This is a genomic window from uncultured Halopseudomonas sp., from assembly GCF_963977355.1.
In the GTDB taxonomy this organism is placed as follows: Bacteria; Pseudomonadota; Gammaproteobacteria; order Pseudomonadales; family Pseudomonadaceae; genus Halopseudomonas.
Map to the genome: position 1 here is coordinate 118,007 of NZ_CAXBOV010000004.1, position 18,978 is coordinate 136,984.

Here is an 18,978-nt window from a genome sequence, read left to right on the forward strand (position 1 = left end):
GGCATATGCGTTTGTTCGCTGGCTGGAATAATACGCATGAAAACAACAAGCAAATTCGTCCGCAAGCCATCCATAGGCTAGGGTTATGAGAGGAAGCATCTCTCATCTCGGCTGCGTTGGTTCTTAACGTGAGCAGTCGGGCGGAACAGGAGCACAGCAACATGTTCAAGGCTAGCGAGTCCCCAAAGGGCACATTTCTCGATACTAATCCCGATGAGTTTCTTCAGGTAGTAAGCGCAAACTACGCAGTCGACGAGTCCGACTACCTGACTGAACTGGAGAAGTTGGCTGAGCCAGAAGATATGGCTGCACTCTCGCAGCGGGCGACCAAGCTGATTCAGGACGTGCGCAAGCGCGACAACGCCAGCGACAGCATTGATGCGCTTCTTCAGCAATACAGTCTTGATACGCAGGAAGGCATCATGCTCATGTGCCTTGCCGAGGCTCTGTTGCGGGTGCCCGATGACGACACGGCCGATGCATTGATCCGCGACAAGCTGAATGCTGCCCAGTGGGATAAACATGTTGGCCAGAGCGAAAGTGCTCTGGTCAATGCTGCCGCTTGGGGCCTGGTCATGACGGGCAAGGTGGTCAACCTCGACAAGCGTCAGGATGGCACTCCGGGCACCGTGCTGGGCCGCCTGATCAAGCGCAGCGGTGAGCCGGTGATCCGTAACGCGATGCTCCAGGCCATGCGCATCATGGGCAAGCAATTCGTTCTGGGTCGCAACATCAAGGAAGCGCTGAAGAACGCCAAGGAGCAACGCGACCGGGGTTATACCTACTCCTTCGACATGCTCGGTGAAGCCGCCCTCACACGTGCTGACGCCGCCAAGTACCTGGCTGACTACAGCAGTGCGATTGCCGCACTGGCTGAAGACAAGTACAAGGGCAAGAGCCCCAAGCCCACCATCTCGATCAAACTTTCAGCCCTGCATCCTCATTACGAAAGTGCCCGAGAGCAACAGGTGCTCGACGAATTGAGCGAAACGGTTCTTGGTCTGGTACGTCAGGCGCGGGCGGGTGGTGTCGGCATCACTATCGATGCGGAGGAGGCTGATCGGCTCGAGTTGTCCCTGAAGCTGTTCCAACGTATCTATAATCATTCCGATTCAAAGGGTTGGGGCGACTTCGGTATCGTCGTGCAGGCCTATAGCAAGCGAGCTTTGCCGGTGCTGTGTTGGCTAACGCTGCTGGCCAAGAAGCAAGGCGATCTTATCCCTGTGCGGCTGGTCAAGGGCGCTTATTGGGATACCGAGATCAAGTTGAGCCAGCAAGCCGGTCTGGATGGGTATCCCGTCTTTACCCGCAAGGAAGGCACCGACGTCTCCTATCTTGCCTGTGCCCGCTACCTGCTCAGCGCTCAGACCAAAGGCCTTATCTATTCTCAGTTCGCTACTCACAACGCCCATACGGTTACCTGCATTCTCTCTATGGCCGGCGATCGTCCTTTTGAGTTCCAGCGCCTGCATGGTATGGGTGACGCGCTCTATGACACTGTGCTTGAGCAGAATACCTGCGCTGTGCGCATTTATGCTCCGGTAGGTGCACACAAGGATCTATTACCTTATCTGGTGCGTCGCCTCCTGGAAAACGGTGCGAACTCGTCCTTTGTCCACAAGCTGGTGGACAAGAAAGTACCCATCGAGTCACTGATTGAACATCCGCTGACCAGTCTGCGACGCCATGCGTCGAAGGCCAATCATCGGATTCCGATGCCAGTTGATATCTACGGCAGCGAAAGACGCAATTCACGTGGTATCAACCTGAATATCCTGTCGCACTGGTTGCCACTCAAGGCCGAGCTGGACAAACACATGGGCGCCCGCTGGACGGGTGCTCCCCTGGTTGACGGCAAACGCCTCTCGGGTGATGCACGTGCAGTCATGTGTCCCTACGAACTCTCCCATCAGGTTGGCGAAGTGATCTGGGCCACGGCAGAGCAGACCCACAGCGCCATCGATGGTCTGGCTGCAGCGTTCCCGGCCTGGAACGCCACATCTGTAGACAAGCGCGCAGCCATACTTGAACGCACGGCGGATCTGCTGGAAAAGCACATGCCGGAATTGATGGCCATTTGTACCCGTGAGGCAGGCAAGAGTTTGCAGGACGGTATTGATGAAGTACGCGAAGCTGTGGATTTCTGTCGCTATTACGCTGTGCAGGCCCGCCAGCGTTTTGCGCTCATTACCCTCCCTGGTCCTACCGGTGAGAGCAACGAGCTGTATCTGCAAGGTCGTGGTGTTTTTGCCTGTATCAGTCCGTGGAACTTTCCCCTGGCCATATTCCTGGGCCAGATATCGGCAGCGTTGGTCAGCGGTAATACCGTTGTTGCCAAGCCTGCCGAACAGACCAGTCTGCTCGCGGTGCGCTGTGTCGAGCTGATGTATGAAGCCGGCTTGCCGGGCAATGTGCTGGCACTGTTACCGGGTGATGGTAAGCAGGTTGGTAGCGTCATTACCTCCGATACTCGCATTACCGGTGTTGCTTTTACCGGCTCTACCCAGACTGCCCACGTTATCAACCGGGCGCTCGCTGCCCGTGATAGCGCAATCGCACCGATGGTGGCAGAGACCGGTGGCCAGAATGCAATGCTGGTGGATTCCACCGCATTGCCAGAGCAGGTCGTCAAGGATGTTGTGCACTCGGCCTTTACCAGTGCTGGTCAGCGCTGTTCCGCATTGCGGGTGCTGTTCATCCAGGAAGATATCGCTCCCCGTGTCATGGAATTGCTCAAGGGCGCGATGGCAGAGCTGCATGTGGGCAACCCCTTCGAGCGCTCGACTGACGTCGGGCCGGTCATCGATGAGGATGCGCGCGAGAATCTGAACAAGCACATCAAGGCCTTGAAGGCCCAGGATCGCCTGATCGGCGAGACGCCTTTGCCGTCGAACCTGGATGGCCATTTTGTAACCCCAACGGCTTTCCGATTGGACAGTATCAGTCAGCTGGACAAGGAGCATTTCGGGCCGGTACTGCACGTCATTACCTGGCGCAACAATACCCTGGACAAGATGATCGATGAGATCAATGCGACCGGGTTCGGGCTGACCCTGGGTATTCATAGCCGCAACGAAGATACCGCGCTGCATATTGATCGTCGGGTCCGCATCGGCAATGTCTACATCAACCGCAATCAGATCGGCGCTGTTGTCGGTGTACAGCCCTTTGGCGGTATGGGGTTGTCAGGCACGGGGCCGAAGGCCGGTGGGCCGCATTATTTGCTACGCTTTGTGACAGAACGCACGCGCACCATCAACACAACAGCTGTGGGCGGCAATGCCAGCCTGCTGTCGTTGGGCAATGGTGAGCCATGAGCAGGAACGCGTCAGTCCAGTACTGGCGCCGTGGAGCAGAGGGAATTGATAAGTACTTCCCCATACCAATAACAGGACAGGGATTGTCCGACTATAAAGAGAGAAGAACCCATGACTGGTAACATTGGCATTGTGAGTGCGACCTTCGCGGTCTACATCGCGGTGATGTTAGCCCTCGGCTACGTCGCCTATAAACGAACCACCAACCTGTCCGACTATATTCTGGGCGGACGCTCCCTCGGCCCGGGCACAGCAGCATTATCGGCTGGCGCATCGGATATGAGTGGCTGGTTGCTGCTGGGTCTTCCCGGTTATGCACTGGCCGCGGGCTATGAAGCTACCTGGATTGCAGCCGGTCTGTTGGCGGGTACTTATCTCAACTGGCTGATTGTCGCCAGGCGCCTGCGCGTCTACTCCCACGCGGTTAACGATTCGTTGACCCTGCCGGCTTACTTCGAATTCCGTTTCGAAGACAAGAGTCGCGCGTTACGGGTGATTTCGGCCATCTTCATTCTGTTGTTCTTCCTGTTCTACACCAGCTCCGGTCTGGTTGCAGCGGGTAAACTTTTTGAAAGTACCTTTGGCCTTGATTACCAGACAGCAGTGATAGTCGGTACTCTGGTCATCGTGTCATACACGTTCTTTGGCGGTTTCCTCGCTGTGTCCTGGACCGACGTGATCCAGGGCCTGCTAATGGCCGCAGCCCTGGTAATTGTTCCGATCATGGCGCTTAACTCCATGGGCGGCTGGGGCAGTGCGCAGGCGGCTATGGCGGCAAGCAATCCGGAACTGCTGACCTTCTTCAACGATGTCGAAGGCAATCCTCTGGGTTTTGTTGCGATTATTTCCCTGCTCGCATGGGGCTTGGGCTACTTCGGCCAGCCGCACATCCTCGCGCGATTCAAGGCAATTGGTGATGATGCAGCGCTGCCGACGGCTCGCCGCATTGCCGTGCTCTGGACAGCGATCTGTCTGGTGGCTGCGTTGATGGTTGGCTGGGTAGGCATCGGATATCTGGGCGAAGCAGGAATCGGCGATGCCGAGACTGTTTTCCTGGCGCTGATTCAAGCGATGATGCATCCAATCGTGGCAGGTATTCTGTTGGCTGCCGTACTGGCCGCCATCATGTCTACTGCTGACTCGCAGTTGCTGGTGTCTTCCTCCGCGCTTGCCGAAGACTTCTACAAGGCACTGTTCCGTCGTGACGCCACCCAGACGGAACTGGTCTGGGTAGGTCGCTTTGCAGTTGTGGGGATCGCGATTCTGGCATTGGTCTTTGCATTCAACCCGGAAAGCACGGTTCTCAGCCTGGTATCCTATGCCTGGGCCGGCTTCGGTGCAGCCTTTGGTCCGGCAGTCATCCTGTCCTTGTTCTGGAAGCGCATGAACCGCAATGGTGCGCTGGCCGGTATCATCGTTGGTGGTATCACCGTAGTGGTGTACAAGCAGATCGACACCATCGGGTTGTACGAGATCGTACCTGGCGTAATCCTGGCGACTATCGCCATCGTCGTTGCGACTCTGCTGAGCCCTCCACCGTCGAGCACCATCGAAGAAACCTTTGATGAAGTAGCCAACAGCTACTAAGCGGTCCAGGCGGGGCGGCGCTGTCCGTCCCGTCTTGATATATCGACCTGATAACCCACTGCCAGCCCTGGCAGTGGGTTATTGCGCAACAGTCTTTCCCGTTCTCAATCTTGCATTCGAGCTCTCGCTGACTTCTAATACTGACTGACGCGTCAGTCCGAGAGTGAGGTATGTCCCCCGAGTCCACAGATTTATCTGCCAAACGTGCTCGTATGCCCGCAGCAGAGCGCTGTGGGCAGATTTTGTCGGCGGCTATCAAGGTGTTTTCCGAGCAGGGTTTCCGCTGCACCGAAGTTCAACAGATTGCAGATATGGCCAAGGTAGGCAAAGGAACGGTGTATCGTTTCTATCCCACCAAGGATGAATTGTTTCAGGCCGCGGTTGAGGATGTCATGCAACGTTTGACCGCTCAGGTAGATGATGCGGTTCGTCCGATCAAGGATCCCCTGGAGCATCTGCGTGTGGGCTTCAAGGCGTATATGGCCTTCTTCCAGTCCCATCCTGAGGCCATCGAGCTTTTTGTGCATGAGTCCGCGGAGTTTCGCCGGGTAGGTCAGCCGCGTTATTTCGCCTATTCGGATATGCGCCGACAGGCCTGGATCGATGTCTATCAACAGCTCATAGACAGTGGCCGATGCCGGGTAGCCGATCCCCAACAGATGCTTGATGTGGTTGGTAATCTTGCTTATGGCAGCGTACTGGTCAATCGCATTTCAGGGCGCAATGAATCTCTCGACGACATCGCCGAACAGTTGCTGGACATGGTTCTTTACGGCGTTCTGAAACCGCAGGATCAGAACAATTAAACAGCAGTCATTTTTTACCCTTATTGAGCGATAGTGATTTATGCAAAGTTTCATCCCTGGATCCGCAGCTTTCCTGGCTGCTTCCCGTGTACACCTCGTCGTCGCTATGGCGATCGCCGGAATGCTGGTTGGCTGCAGTGACGATGCCGCTCAACAAACGCAACAACGGCCTGCGGCTCAGATTACCGTGGAAGAGGTCACGCGCGCGGATGTTGAGCTGACCCGCGAATACCCAGCACGCATACGCGGGGCAAGGGAGGTGCAGGTTCGTGCGCGTATTTCTGGCGTGTTACAGGAACGTGTTTACCGCGAGGGAGCCCAGGTCGAGGAAGGGGATCTGCTGTTCATTATTCACCCCGAGCCTTTGCAGATTGTTGCGGAACAGGCCAAGGCCTTCCGTGCCAACGCCATTGCCGAGTTGCGCCAGGCCGAACGTGAGTGGGATAGGGCGCAGAAACTTTTTGAGCGTGGAGTTATCAGTGCCAGTGAGCGAGACCGCCTGATTTCGCAGCTGGAGTTTGCCCGTGCAGGCCTGGCCGAAGCCGAAGCGCGACTTGATGAAACGCAACTGAATCTTTCCTATACCCAGGTCCGTGCGCCGATGGACGGCAGCACCAGTCTGGAAGTGCTGCCCGAGGGTAGCGTGTTGGCGGTCGGTGCTCTGCTGACCACGATTACCCGGCAGGACATAGTGCATGTACTTTTTGCCTTGCCTGAACAGGATGCCGCCATGCAGCGCGCCGCGCAGCTCAAGGACGACAGTGTCAGCGGTACAGTGCTTCTGGAGCTGGCTGATGGTTCCGAATACCCCCTGCCAGGGAAGGTCGACTTTACATCGAGCAGTATCGACAGTGCCACCGGCACCATTACTTTGCGTGCCGTATTCGACAATCCCGAGAGGCAACTTATCCCGGGTCAGTTCGTTCGAGTCAGTATGGTCTTGCGCCAATTCAATGATGAAATCCTGGTGCCTACCGGTGCCGTGGGTGCTGACGCCGAGGGTCCGCTGGTATGGGTGGTCAAGGATGATGAAACAGTCGAAAGGCGTGCGGTTGAACTTGGGCCTGTTATTGATGAGCGCCAGGTGATCAGCGGTGGCTTGCAGATCGGTGAGCGTGTTGTCGTCAATGGTCAGGTCGGCCTGATGCCTGGCGTGACGGTCCGGATTACCAATGCTGATACGGACCAGCCCACGGCCGCGCGCGCAGAGGGAGAGTAGTCCGCATGCTGCAATTTTTTATTGATCGGCCGATTTTCTCGACTGTCCTCTCGATTCTGATCCTGATAGCTGGCGGCGCGTCACTCGCGCAACTGCCGGTTGAACAATACCCCGAGGTTGTCCCACCGCAGATCGTGGTCCAGGCCAGCTACCCGGGTGCCAGCGCCACGGTAATAGCTGAAACCGTTTCAGCGCCGCTGGAACAGGCAATCAACGGCGTCGATAACATGCTCTACATGGAATCCTACAGTGCGGATTCCGGCGCCATGCAGTTGACTGTGCATTTTCAGATTGGCACTGACCCTGATCAGGCAACTATCGACATCAACAATCGAGTGCAAAGGGCCACCGCACGTCTGCCACAGGAGGTCCGCAATCTGGGCGTGCAGGTACAGGCGCGTTCGACGTCCATTCTGCAGGTTATTACCCTATCCTCCGAGCAGGAGCAGCTCGGCACCCTGGACATCAGCAACTACGCGCTCTTGAATGTATTGGACGAACTCGTCCGACTGCCCGGCGTAGGCAATGCGGCGCTCTTTGGTGCGCAGGACTATTCGATGCGTATCTGGCTCAGGCCTGACAAGTTGGCTGAGTACGGTCTGACGCCCAGTGATGTTGCCGCGGCGCTGCGCGAGCAGAATGCCCAATTTGCTGCTGGCCGCATTGGCGCGGAGCCCGCACCGCCGGGTCAGACCTTTACCTACAGTGTCAGTACCCCTGGTCGGCTGGTTACAGCCGAGGACTTCGAGCAGATTATTCTGCGCGCAGATGTGGACGGACGCACCCTGCGCCTTGGCGATGTTGCCCGCGCCGAACTGGGTGCCCAGAGCTATGACTTCAGCGCCACATTCAATGCCAAGAATGCGGTGCCGATCGGTATTTATCTCCAGCCAGGCGCCAACGCCCTGGAAACAGCCGAAAACGTGCGCCAGGCAATGCAGCGCATATCCGAAGACTTCCCCGGGGATCTGGTATTCAGTATTCCCTACGACACGACAATCTTTATTGACGTGTCGATCCGCGAAGTGATTATTACGCTGATCCAGGCACTTGCCCTCGTATTATTGGTCACCTTTTTGTTCTTGCAGCATCTCAAGGCTACCCTCATACCCCTGGTGGCCATTCCGGTTTCCTTGATCGGTACCTTTGCGGGTATGCAGCTGTTTGGTTTTTCGGTCAATCTCCTGACACTTTTCGGTCTGATCCTGGCAATTGGTGTTGTCGTGGATAACGCGATCATCGTCATGGAAAACGCCGAGCGACTGATCAAGGAGGAGGGGCTTTCGAGCTATGAGGCTGCCAGCAAAACCATGCAGCAGGTATCCGGTGCCGTGGTCGGTTCAACTCTGGTGCTGGTGGCGGTATTTGCCCCGGTGGGCTTTCTGGGCGGTCTCAGTGGAGAGTTGTACCGTCAGTTCGCGGTCACCATCGCGGTATCTGTAGCGCTTTCTGGCGTGGTCGCGCTAACGCTGACGCCCGCCATGTGCGCGATTCTTCTGGACAGGGACCAAACTGAACCTTCTCCGGCTTTTGCCTGGTTCAATAATGGTTTCGATCGTCTTACCGATGGTTTTGCTGCGGTGGTTGGCTGGATGCTGACGCATGTAAAGATCACGCTGGCCCTGTTTGTTCTGTTGATCGGTTCAACCGTGTTTCTGCTCGATCGCATGTCCAGCGGACTGGTGCCACAGGAGGATCAGGGCTTTTTGTTGGCTGTTTACCAATTGCCTCCGGTATCAGCTCTGGGCCGAACGGAGGTTGTGCGTGAGGTAATCAGCAAGCAGATTGTGGGCATGGAAGAGATCAAAGGCGTAACCAGCTTCGCCGGCTTCGATATTCTCAATCGCGGATTGCGTACCAACACCGGTGTTGCCTTTGTTACCTTGATTGATTGGGACGAGCGTCCAGGCGAGGAACACAGTGCTCAGGCGGTGGCTAACCGGATCGCCGGTATGGGTGCGCAGTTGCAGGAAGCCAACGTTTTTGCCTTCGTCCCACCGCCCATCATGGGGCTGTCACTGACAGGTGGCGTGGAGGGCTATCTGCAGCTCCTGGGCGAGGGTAACCCGCGCAAACTCAAGGCAGTGGCCGATAAACTGGTTGCCGCCGCGAGTCAGCGGCCGGAACTGGTCAATGTACGAGCTGCAGTTAATGTGGGTGTGCCGCGTTACAATTCCACCGTGGACTGGGACAAGGCCAAGTCCATGGGCATCGCGATTGATGACATCTTTGTCACCATGCGCAGCACCTTTGGCGCGTTGTATGTGAACGACTTTACCCTTGAAGGCCGTAACTGGCAGGTCAATATGCAGGCCGAGTCGTCCTTCCGTAGTGCCCCGGAGGATATTGGCAAGGTCTTCGTCCGTGCCGGCAGCGGTGAGTTGGTCCCGTTGAGCTCCGTGGTGAATCTGGAACGTACCCAGGGTATCGATAGCGTCAGCCGCTTCAACCTATACAGGGCGACCAAGGTCAGTGCGGATCCGGCGCCCGGTTATAACACTGCCGACGCGCTTGCGGCGATGCGCATCGTTTCTGCCGAAGTGTTGGGGCCAGAGGCGCAGTTGGGTTGGGTGGGCGAGGCTTACCAATTGCTGGACTCGGCCTCCTCCGGAGCGATTGCATTTGCCTTGGGCATATTGATGGTATTCCTGATTCTGGCCGCCCAGTACGAACGCTGGAGCCTACCCCTTGCGGTGGCTACGGCGATTCCCTTTGGCGTCTTTGGTGCAGTGGTCACCTCGATGTTGCGGGGGTTCCCCAATAACATCTATTTTCAGGTTGGTCTACTGGTACTTATTGGTCTGGCCGCCAAGAATGCAATTTTGATCGTCGAGTTCGCCGCACAGAACCGCAAGGAGGGGATGTCTCCCTTTGATTCGGCTCTGACCGCGGCGCGCCAGCGTTTCCGCGCGATCATGATGACTGCCTTGACCTTTATTATCGGCAGTCTGCCGCTGGCATTCAGCACCGGTGCTGGTGCGGTCAGCCGTCAGGAGATTGGAACAGTGGTGGTTGGCGGCATGCTTGCCGCCAGTACCCTGGCACTGATTTTCGTACCGGTGTTCTACATGCTGTTGGAGCAGCGCGGCTTCAGGCGTCGGGAATAACCGACAGCAGGAAGCTGTACTCCTCGGCCAACTCGCGCATGGCCTGGTAGCGTCCGCTGGCGCCGCCATGGCCTGCGCTCATCTGGGTACGCAGCAGGAGCGGATTGTGGTCAGTCTTGCTATGACGCAACTTGGCCACCCACTTGGCGGCTTCCCAGTATTGCACGCGCATGTCGTGGTAGCCGGCGGTGACAAACAGGGCAGGGTAGTCCTGTCTCTTGACCTGCTCGTAGGGTGCGTAGCTCTTGACCCGTGCAGCCACCACTGGATCGCGCATATCACCCCATTCTTCATACTCACCCACCGTAAGCGGGAGTTCCGGATTATTCATGGTATTGAATACATCGACGAAGGGCACGTCAGCGACTGCCGCCGCAAACAGACCGGGACGTTGATTGATTACATTGCCGACAAGCAGGCCACCGGCGCTGCCGCCAGCGATGACTAACTGGCGTTTACTGGTAATACCGATTTCTATCAAACGCTCTGCGCAGGCGATGAAATCACTGAAGGTATTTTCCTTGTGCTCAAGCTTACCTGCCTGATACCAGCCTTCACCCAGATCCGCGCCACCGCGGACGTGGGCAATCGCGAACTGCCAACCCCGTTGCAGCAATGAAAGGCGTGCATGGGAAAACCAGGGATCCATACTCGCCCCATATGAACCGTAGCCGTAAAGATAGAGGGGCGCGGGTTCGGCGTTTGTACCTCGCAGCCTGACCAGGCTGATTGGAACACGGGCGCCATCGGCACTGATTGCCCATTCTCGAACGACTTCATAATCCTCAGCGTCGAACGCACCTTCAACCGGTACCTGTTTGAGTACCTTTTGTGTGCCGCTGGCAATATGCAGTGCCAGGATCTGGGCGGGCCTGTTCAGCGACTCGTAACGCAGGCGCACATGGTTGCTCTGGTATTCCTCTCCGCCCTGTACATGAAGGCTGTAGACCGCATCAGGCATGCTCACCACATAGTCTGGTGCGTCAGCGGGGCGCACTTCCAGAGTGACCAGCCCCTGGTCACGATAATGCAACAGCAGGCCTGCAGCCTGTACGCTGAAGTCTTCAAGCGTGCGGTCTGAATCGGTTGCCACCAGGCGTTGCCACTGTGCCTGTTCAGGTTGCTCTGGATCCGCGTGGTACAGGCAGAAGTTTTCACCTTCAGCATTACTACGGATCAGCAGACCATTCGGGCCATGATCCACATGATATTCATGCCCATCAACGCGGGGCGCCATGACTTTCCAGGCGCCTTCAGGCTGATCAGCGGGCAGTATCTGTATTTCGCTGGTGTTCTTGCTTGAACTGGCGAGCATCAACCATTGTTCAGAGCTACTGCGATAGACGTGCAGATAGAAACGTTGGTCCGGCTCGTGGAACAGGTGCGCTGGAGCATGCTGTGGGTGAAGCCGCCAGAGGTGCGCTGGACGCGAGGTTTCGTCCATGCTGATTGCAAAAAGAAAGGCACTGTCTGCAGCCCAAATCAGACTGCCGTCGGCCTGATCGAGCGGTAGTTCGGTGACCTCGCCGCTGGTGATGTTTTTCAGGTAAAGCGTATAGACCTCGTCGCCCTGGCGATCCAGGCTGTAAGCCAGCCATTGATGGTCAGGACTGATTGAATAATCACCCAGTTGCAGAAATCCCTCGCCAGCCAGGTCGTTCAGGTCCAGTAACAAGGACTCACTGGCGCTGTCGATCTCGAGACTGTCATCAGCAGGTCGCTTGCAGCGATAGAAGCGAGGATACTCGGCGCCTTTTTCAGTGCGCTGATAGTACAGCCAGGTCCCCCATATGCCTGGCAGTGACAGATCGGTTTCGCGTATGCGGCCGCGGATCTCGTTGAAAAGAGCCTCCCGTTGATCGTCGTTTTCGCGCAACCAGTTTTCGGTGAGTTCGTTCTCGCCGTTGAGATATGCCAGAACATCCGGACTGTCGCGCTCCTCTAGCCAGGCATAAGGATCGGCGGTAGTGTCGCGGCGGGCTGGTATTGGCATCGGGTTGGGACTCCTCGGATAAAAAAGTTATTATAGCTGCACACTCCATCAAGCGACGGTGACATGCCCGATGTTTAACGAATCAGAGTACGAAACAGTATGGCTTGTCTACCTGGCGGCTGCGGCATGTGGCTGGTTGGTCTGGTGGAAAATGACCAGCTGGATTGCCTGGTGGTTTGTGCGCGAGCCGCTGTGGGTGATGATGGCAGTGCTTTTGTTCACGCCAGTCAAGGTCGACCCGATGGGAACAACACAGGCTCCAGGAACAATCATCCTGCTGCTTGATGCGATATTGAATACCGGAGAGAACGAGGCGCGAATGCTGGGCGATCTTAGCCTGGTGATGGGCGTGGCACTGGCAATATATATCGTTTTCGCCTTGTTGCGCGCTGCCTGGATTCGATGGCGTCCGATTGAAACCAGATATGCTCGAGGCCAGCACTGAAGGCGTCTGATTGAAAAGCCACCACTGCGCAATGCAGTGGCGCGCACTAGAAATTACTCTTCGGTCTTTTGCTCGTACAGCGTTCTGGCAAGGCGCATGATCTGCTCCTGAAACTCACTACGCTGCAGGTCGGTCATCGGGCAGATGCCGATCTGTTCAAATAGTCTGTAACCCCTTACCGAGAAGAACAGAATACTTGCCTGGGCCAGGCCCAGTGGAGACTCAGCCAGTATATTGAACAGCCCCTGGACATCGTCAGAAGTGGTCTGCAGTAACTCCGGATTGCTGGCAGCTGCAGCGAGTATCGCAGAGTCCAGATTCTTTTCTTCATTCGACTCGCTCAGGTTGCTCAACAGCAGCGATTTGAGCTCGCGCATGGGTTCGTCTGGCAGAACACTCTCATAAGCTCTCCAGCGAATCCGGAACCGCTCCAGCCGGTGTTCGATCATGGCGGCCAGCAGGGCTTCACGATCTGGAAACAACGTTTCCAGTGCAGCCTGTTCGATGCCAGTGCGTTCGCTCAGGCTGGAAAAGGTCAGCTGAGATGCACCGCGCTCACTGACAATCGCTTCGGCGGCACGGAAGATCGTCAGTCTGCGGTTATCTTCGGTTTTTTTTGACTCGGTGCTTTCCACTGCGGAAACCCCCTCTTAGACGTCCTGGTGGCGGGTTGCGAAAAGGCAACACGGGTAAAAGCTGCGCCGGGTGGTCCCCAAACGGCCTTTCTGATGGCCCATAGGGTACGACTTAAGGTCTATTCAGGCGAGTTTTTTTTGCGGCGCAAGAGAACGCATGAGGCTGAAATTCAGGCAATAAAAAACCCGGCCGGAGCCGGGTTTTTCAGTCAAGCTTCGGAATTAACCGATAACCTGAATGTTTGCAGCTTGCTTGCCTTTAGGACCAGTAGTGATGTCGAAGGACACCTTCTGGTTCTCGGCGAGGGATTTGAAGCCCTGAACCTTGATTTCGGAGAAGTGGGCGAACAGATCATCACCACCGCCGTCTGGAGTAATGAAGCCAAAGCCTTTAGTGTCGTTGAACCACTTAACTGTACCAGTTGCCATTTCGGATAATTCCTATCAAATTAAAAAAACTTGAGCATTGCTCAATTAAAGCGCGGGGAATCAAAGATTACGAGAATGACAAACTTACGTACTGAAAAGTGCGCTTGCAGCCTACTACTCTATCTTGAAAACCTACGCGCTCACTTTGCGCCTTAGTGCAGACCTTGTCAAGCGAGGCTTTCGCCGCGCTGTTTCAATGCTTGCGGTACAAAATGAACGAAACTCAGTATACGACAGATTGAAGAAATAACACCCCTGAAGCGAAATTAATTTGTAATTAGGCTGCCATTCGTCGGAATCCGTACATTAGGTCCGGCGATAAGGAAATACGTCCAACACCTGTCCATCCTTTATGCGGTCCTGCAGGCCTTTCCAGTAATCCGCGTCAAACAGATCGCCATGAATCTTGGAAAACTGCCTGCGGTGGTTGATGTCGGCAAACAGGAATACGGGGAATTCCTCGGGGAACACATCATTGTGCCCGACCGAATACCAGGGCTCGGAAGCCATTTCCTGTTCTGGGTACATTGCCTCGGGAATGTGTCGGAAGTTCACTTCGGTCAGATAGCTGATTTCATCGTAATCATAGAACACGACTCGGCCATGCCGGGTAACACCAAAGTTTTTCAACAGCATGTCGCCCGGGAAGATATTGGCTGCAGCCAGTTCCTTGATGGCTTTTCCGTAGTCCAGCAGGGCTTCACCAGTCTGGGTCTCTGTGGCGTTCTCCAGGTAAATATTCAAGGGCGTCATGCGGCGCTCGGTCCAGCAATGGCGTACCAATATCTGATCGCCTTCTTCTATTACGGTTGAAGCAGCGACTTCCAGAAGCTCTGCCAGGCACTCCGGCTCGAAGCGCTCGCGGGGGAAACGGAAGTCGGCAAACTCCTGTGTATCAGCCAGACGTCCGACTCGGTCGTGTCGCTTCACCAGCCGGTAACGATCAATGACTGTTGCCCTGTCGATGTTCTTGGACGGGGCGAACTTGTCCTTGATGATCTTGAATACGGTATTGAAGCCGGGGAGGGTGAATACGCTCATCACCATGCCGCGCACACCGGGCGCCATCATGAAACGATCTTCGCTGGTAGCCAGGTGGGAAATCAGGGCGCGATAGAACTCTGACTTGCCCTGCTTGTAAAAGCCGATTGCCGTGTACAGCTCAGCTATATGCTTACTTGGCAGCAATTGTTTTAGAAACGCCACAAGCTCTGCGGGTACAGGCGCATCAACCATGAAATAGGAGCGCGTAAAGGAGAAGATGATGGATACCTGGGATTCATCGGTGATCAAGGTGTCAACGCTGATACCTTCATTGTCCTGGTGAATCAGGGGCAGGACGAAAGGCCATTGCTCATTCTGGCTGAGCACGCGTCCCACCAGATAGGCGCCCTTGTTGCGGTAGAATACTGATTGCACCAGCTCGATGGTCAGGCCGCGATCATTTTGCGCCCACTCCGGCAGCCCTTTTTTCAGGTGCTCCACAATCATCTGGCAGTCCCTGTCGTAGTCGACCCAGGGTGTGCTGAAGTTATGCTCGTCAAGCACCTGGCGAACGAGATTGTCCAGGGATCCGTCGGAAATGAACCCCCGCGTCAGCGGAATGCGTGAGGGCGGACGTCCCGGGGGGCGAGTGGTATGCACGAACATGGTCTCATCACTAATCTGATCATGATGATGCAGGCTGGTGAAAATCGAATTGAACCAAGTCTCTGCCAGCTCGTCATCAAAACGTTGGGCAATAAGTTCTATATAGGCGAGTCGAATCTGGGGCCACACTGCAACGTCAAGGACGTTGCTCGCAGCCTCGTTGTGCTCGAGGGCAGCCGAGGTGGCGGCCACGCACTCTTCGTACAGGTTGATGCGCAGGGTCGAAGCTTCCTGAATCTCGGTCCAGCGTGCCTCCTCGAATCGTCGCCGAGCGCCGGCAGTGACCTCGCGGAAGCCTTGGCGGTAGCTGTCGAATCCGTCGAGAATGTGTTGGGCGAGGGTAGCTGGGCTGAAAGGCATGGCGTGATCGAACCTGAGTAGGAGAGTGCAATCAGGATAGCCAGTCTCGCATCTTGGCGAAAGGGCGAGTTTCAAGCAGGCATTGCAGTTAAAACAGCGGAATACAGGGAGCTATGATGAGAAAGAAATACGGGGTCACCTATGGTGTGCTGGCGGTGATCATTATTCTTCTGGTGATCCTGCATCTGTCATTGGCCAGCCTGGTGCGCTACCTGTTGAATGAAAACATGGCGCAGATGGGCGACTACACCGGTAGCGTCGAGGGAGTGGAGCTTTACTGGTGGCGAGGCGCCTATGAATTGCACAACCTGCGAATCGAAAAGATTGAAGGTGATGTGCAGGCTCCTCTGCTAGAGGCGCCATTGATTGATATTGCCATCAGCTGGAAAGCATTATGGGAGCAGCGTGCGCTGGTCTCTGTGATTCGTTTCACCGGGCCTGAACTGACTTTTGTGGATGCGCAGAACGAGCAGGACAAGCAGGCCGGGGAGGGCGTGGACTGGAGAGAAACCCTTCAGGACCAACTGCCGATCACGATGAACGAATTGCAGGTAGTTGATGGCGTGCTGGCCTTTCGTAACTTCAGTACCGAGCCACAGGTAAATCTCTATGCCAATAATGTTGATCTGACTATTTATAACCTCAGCACCGCTGAAGACCTTGAAGGAACGCGCGATGCTTCCCTGGAAGGAACTGCAATGTTTCTCGGGCATGCGCCGATAGAGGCGCATGCCGCATTCGATCCACTGGTACGTATGGAAGACTTCGCGTTCAGATTACGTGTCACTGACGTTGAACTGCCGCGGATCAATGACTTTGCTTCGGTCTATGGCAATTTTGATTTTCAGGCTGGAAGCGGCGAGCTGGTAATAGAAGTGTCAGTCGAAGACGGAGAGCTCCAGGGCTATGTAAAACCGCTAATGCGTGATGTGCAGATTTTTGATTTCGAGCAGGACATCCAGAACAGTGACAAGGGGGTTCTACGTGGCATGTGGGAGGCTTTGGTTGGAGGCGGTGAAGCTGTCCTGAAGAACCAGCTCAAGGATCAGCTGGCCACGCGCGTTACCCTTGGCGGTACCCTGGACGATACAGAAGTCAGTCCTTTGCAAGCGTTTTTCGGTATTTTGCGAAACGGGTTCATCGAAGCCTTCAACTCCGGCTTCGACCGTCGCGAGCCCGGGGAAGGTTGATTTGCGCAGGATGGGAGCAGCGGATCATTCAGTGACTGAATACTACGTCCCGGTTCACACTGCGCCCGCGCTCACGTTATAGTCGGTAGTCAACTTTGTTGGTGTTGCTTGCCCCAGGCAACGCCAGGCCCTGACTTACCTTGAGGACAGCCGGAATGAAATTCGAAGGTACCCCTTCCTACGTAGCCACAGATGACCTGAAACTGGCGGTCAACGCCGCCATCACGCTGGAAAGGCCCCTGCTGGTCAAGGGCGAACCCGGAACCGGCAAGACCATGCTCGCCGAGCAGCTGGCCGAGTCCATGGGCATGAAACTGATTACCTGGCACGTCAAATCGACAACCAAGGCGCATCAAGGCCTGTATGAATACGACGCAGTGAGCCGTTTGCGTGACTCCCAGTTGGGTGTCGACAAGGTTCATGACGTTGCCAACTACATCAAGAAGGGCAAGCTCTGGGAGGCCTTCGAGTCTGAGGAGCGCTCCATTCTGTTGATCGATGAGATCGACAAGGCCGACATCGAGTTCCCCAACGATCTGTTGCAGGAACTGGACAAGATGGAGTTCTACGTTTACGAGACTAATCAGACGATCAAGGCCAAGCAGCGTCCGATTATCATCATCACCTCGAACAACGAAAAGGAACTTCCCGACGCCTTTCTGCGCCGCTGCTTCTTTCACTATATTGCCTTCCCTGATCGCACCACCATGCAGCGGATCGTCGATGTGCATTTCCCGGAAATCCGCAAGGAGCTTGTGGCTGAGGCAATGGATATCTTTTTTGACGTGCGCAAGGTTCCCGGCCTGAAGAAAAAGCCTTCCACCTCAGAGCTGGTTGACTGGCTCAAGCTGCTGCTTGCCGACCAGATTCCAGAAGCGGTATTGCGTGATCGTGATCCGACCAAGGCCATTCCGCCGCTTTATGGCGCGCTGATCAAGAACGAGCAGGACGTCCAGTTGCTCGAACGCCTGGCATTCATGACACGTCGTCAGAACCGCTAAGACGACAGATACGTTGAGAAAGGGGGAAGCCCATGCTTTTGGGCCTGTTCAATGAAATGCGAGCAGCGAAGGTGCCGGTATCGGTGCGCGAGCTGCTCGATCTGATTCGTGCGCTCAAGCACCATGTCGTGTTTGCCGATATGGACGAGTTCTACTATCTCGCTCGCACTGTAATGGTCAAGGATGAGCGCCACTTCGACAAATTCGACCGTGCCTTCGGCGCCTACTTCAATGGGTTGCAGAATCTGGATCAGTTGCTTGAGGCGCTGATTCCGGAGGACTGGCTGCGCAAGGAATTCGAGAAAATGCTTACCGACGAAGAAAGGGAGAAGATTCAATCCCTGGGCGGTCTGGATAAGTTGCTCGAAGAGTTCAAGAAGCGTCTGGACGAGCAGAAGGAGCGCCACGAGGGCGGCAACAAATGGATTGGTACCGGTGGGACCAGCCCATTCGGCTCCGGCGGCTACAACCCCGAAGGCATCCGCGTCGGTGATGCCGGCAAGCGTCAGGGCAAGGCCGCCAAGGTCTGGGACCAGCGCGAGTACAAGAATCTCGATGACCAGGTCGAACTGGGGACGCGCAACATCAAGGTCGCCCTGCGCCGCCTTCGTAAGTTCGCCCGTCAGGGCTCACCCGACGAACTGGATATCGACGGCACAATTGATCACACCGCCCGTGATGCCGGCTTGTTGAATATCCAGATGCGCCCGGAGAAACGCAATGCTGTGAAGTTGTTGCTTTTATTCGATATCGGCGGCTCGATGGACGCGCATATCAAGGTGTGTGAAGAGCTTTTTTCTGCCTGCAGAACCGAGTTCAAACACCTTGAATACTTCTACTTCCATAACTGCCCGTATGAGTCGGTATGGAAGAACAATCTGCGCCGCACCAATGAGCGCACGGCTACCATTGACTTGTTGCACAAGTACGGCCCGGACTACAAGGTTATCTTCGTGGGCGACGCCGCCATGGCTCCCTACGAAATTACCCAGCCCGGCGGCAGTGTCGAGCATTGGAACGAGGAAGCCGGCCATGTCTGGATCCAGCGTTTCATGGAGAAGTACAAGAAGATGATCTGGATTAATCCGTACCCCAGGGACACCTGGGACTACACCACCTCGACGCGCATTGTGCGTGATCTGATCGAGGACCGGATGTATCCATTGACGTTGGAAGGACTTGAGGAGGGAATGAAGTTCCTGAGCAAGTAAGGCGTTAGCTGGAAGCGGAAGGCTTCCA

13 protein-coding genes are annotated in these 18,978 nt (G+C 55.7%); 9 read left to right on the forward strand and 4 right to left on the reverse strand.

Going from position 1 to position 18,978, the window contains the following annotated elements; genetic code table 11:
- Window positions 1–161: 161 nt before the first annotated feature.
- The 5 genes from putA (at window position 162) to AAC076_RS03175 (ending at window position 10,036) form a co-directional block, all read left to right on the forward strand.
- On the forward strand, window positions 162–3,317 hold the full coding sequence (gene putA, locus AAC076_RS03155) for a bifunctional proline dehydrogenase/L-glutamate gamma-semialdehyde dehydrogenase PutA (protein ID WP_339842921.1): 3,156 nt from the start codon (window positions 162–164) through the stop codon (window positions 3,315–3,317).
- 111 nt (window positions 3,318–3,428) lie between these two features.
- The gene (putP, locus tag AAC076_RS03160) at window positions 3,429–4,904 is read left to right on the forward strand and encodes a sodium/proline symporter PutP (RefSeq protein ID WP_339842922.1); all 1,476 of its coding nucleotides are present in this window, start codon (window positions 3,429–3,431) and stop codon (window positions 4,902–4,904) included.
- 170 nt (window positions 4,905–5,074) lie between these two features.
- Entirely contained in the window at window positions 5,075–5,710 is a 636-nt protein-coding gene (locus tag AAC076_RS03165) for a TetR/AcrR family transcriptional regulator (protein WP_339842923.1), read from the forward strand.
- Window positions 5,711–5,750: 40 nt separating this feature from the next.
- Window positions 5,751–6,929 (forward strand): efflux RND transporter periplasmic adaptor subunit, encoded by a 1,179-nt coding sequence (locus AAC076_RS03170; RefSeq protein WP_339842924.1) that lies wholly within the window; start codon window positions 5,751–5,753, stop codon window positions 6,927–6,929.
- Window positions 6,930–6,934: 5 nt separating this feature from the next.
- Window positions 6,935–10,036: a multidrug efflux RND transporter permease subunit gene (locus AAC076_RS03175; protein ID WP_339842925.1), complete on the forward strand. Its 3,102-nt coding sequence runs from the start codon at window positions 6,935–6,937 to the stop codon at window positions 10,034–10,036.
- Here AAC076_RS03175 and AAC076_RS03180 read toward each other — a convergent pair.
- Complete coding sequence (locus AAC076_RS03180) at window positions 10,020–12,029, reverse strand: S9 family peptidase (protein WP_339842926.1); 2,010 nt, start codon at window positions 12,027–12,029, stop codon at window positions 10,020–10,022. The genes AAC076_RS03175 and AAC076_RS03180 overlap by 17 nt on opposite strands.
- 70 nt (window positions 12,030–12,099) lie before the next feature.
- On the opposite strand from AAC076_RS03180, the gene AAC076_RS03185 reads away from it, so the two are divergent.
- A complete protein-coding gene (locus tag AAC076_RS03185) occupies window positions 12,100–12,474 on the forward strand; it encodes an MFS transporter (protein WP_339842927.1) in 375 nt (124 codons plus the stop codon).
- A gap of 53 nt (window positions 12,475–12,527) precedes the next feature.
- On the opposite strand, the gene AAC076_RS03190 is transcribed toward AAC076_RS03185, so the two are convergent.
- The 3 genes from AAC076_RS03190 to aceK form a co-directional block, all read right to left on the reverse strand.
- Window positions 12,528–13,109, reverse strand: a complete 582-nt coding sequence (locus AAC076_RS03190) for a TetR/AcrR family transcriptional regulator (RefSeq protein WP_339842928.1) — start codon at window positions 13,107–13,109, stop codon at window positions 12,528–12,530.
- Window positions 13,110–13,331: 222 nt separating this feature from the next.
- On the reverse strand, window positions 13,332–13,538 hold the full coding sequence (locus tag AAC076_RS03195; protein WP_028615072.1) for a cold-shock protein: 207 nt from the start codon (window positions 13,536–13,538) through the stop codon (window positions 13,332–13,334).
- Between the two features lie 306 nt (window positions 13,539–13,844).
- Window positions 13,845–15,548 (reverse strand): bifunctional isocitrate dehydrogenase kinase/phosphatase, encoded by a 1,704-nt coding sequence (gene aceK, locus AAC076_RS03200; RefSeq protein ID WP_339842929.1) that lies wholly within the window; start codon window positions 15,546–15,548, stop codon window positions 13,845–13,847.
- Window positions 15,549–15,664: 116 nt separating this feature from the next.
- On the opposite strand from aceK, the gene AAC076_RS03205 reads away from it, so the two are divergent.
- The 3 genes from AAC076_RS03205 to AAC076_RS03215 all read left to right on the forward strand — a co-directional run bounded on the left by AAC076_RS03205 (window position 15,665) and on the right by AAC076_RS03215 (window position 18,950).
- Window positions 15,665–16,738 (forward strand): DUF748 domain-containing protein, encoded by a 1,074-nt coding sequence (locus tag AAC076_RS03205; protein ID WP_339842930.1) that lies wholly within the window; start codon window positions 15,665–15,667, stop codon window positions 16,736–16,738.
- Window positions 16,739–16,893: 155 nt separating this feature from the next.
- The gene (locus tag AAC076_RS03210; RefSeq protein ID WP_339842932.1) at window positions 16,894–17,739 is read left to right on the forward strand and encodes a MoxR family ATPase; all 846 of its coding nucleotides are present in this window, start codon (window positions 16,894–16,896) and stop codon (window positions 17,737–17,739) included.
- A gap of 32 nt (window positions 17,740–17,771) precedes the next feature.
- Window positions 17,772–18,950, forward strand: a complete 1,179-nt coding sequence (locus AAC076_RS03215) for a VWA domain-containing protein (protein ID WP_339842933.1) — start codon at window positions 17,772–17,774, stop codon at window positions 18,948–18,950.
- Window positions 18,951–18,978: the final 28 nt, after the last annotated feature.

What these genes read in the sequence shown, in the direction of transcription:
- putA (WP_339842921.1), top strand. Translation starts at nt 162, where the DNA reads ATGTTCAAGGCTAGCGAGTCCCCAAAGGGCACATTTCTCGATACTAAT.
- putP (WP_339842922.1), top strand. Translation starts at nt 3,429, where the DNA reads ATGACTGGTAACATTGGCATTGTGAGTGCGACCTTCGCGGTCTACATC.
- AAC076_RS03165 (WP_339842923.1), top strand. Translation starts at nt 5,075, where the DNA reads ATGTCCCCCGAGTCCACAGATTTATCTGCCAAACGTGCTCGTATGCCC.
- AAC076_RS03170 (WP_339842924.1), top strand. Translation starts at nt 5,751, where the DNA reads ATGCAAAGTTTCATCCCTGGATCCGCAGCTTTCCTGGCTGCTTCCCGT.
- AAC076_RS03175 (WP_339842925.1), top strand. Translation starts at nt 6,935, where the DNA reads ATGCTGCAATTTTTTATTGATCGGCCGATTTTCTCGACTGTCCTCTCG.
- AAC076_RS03180 (WP_339842926.1), bottom strand. Translation starts at nt 12,029, where the DNA reads ATGCCAATACCAGCCCGCCGCGACACTACCGCCGATCCTTATGCCTGG.
- AAC076_RS03185 (WP_339842927.1), top strand. Translation starts at nt 12,100, where the DNA reads ATGTTTAACGAATCAGAGTACGAAACAGTATGGCTTGTCTACCTGGCG.
- AAC076_RS03195 (WP_028615072.1), bottom strand. Translation starts at nt 13,538, where the DNA reads ATGGCAACTGGTACAGTTAAGTGGTTCAACGACACTAAAGGCTTTGGC.
- aceK (WP_339842929.1), bottom strand. Translation starts at nt 15,548, where the DNA reads ATGCCTTTCAGCCCAGCTACCCTCGCCCAACACATTCTCGACGGATTC.
- AAC076_RS03205 (WP_339842930.1), top strand. Translation starts at nt 15,665, where the DNA reads ATGAGAAAGAAATACGGGGTCACCTATGGTGTGCTGGCGGTGATCATT.
- AAC076_RS03210 (WP_339842932.1), top strand. Translation starts at nt 16,894, where the DNA reads ATGAAATTCGAAGGTACCCCTTCCTACGTAGCCACAGATGACCTGAAA.
- AAC076_RS03215 (WP_339842933.1), top strand. Translation starts at nt 17,772, where the DNA reads ATGCTTTTGGGCCTGTTCAATGAAATGCGAGCAGCGAAGGTGCCGGTA.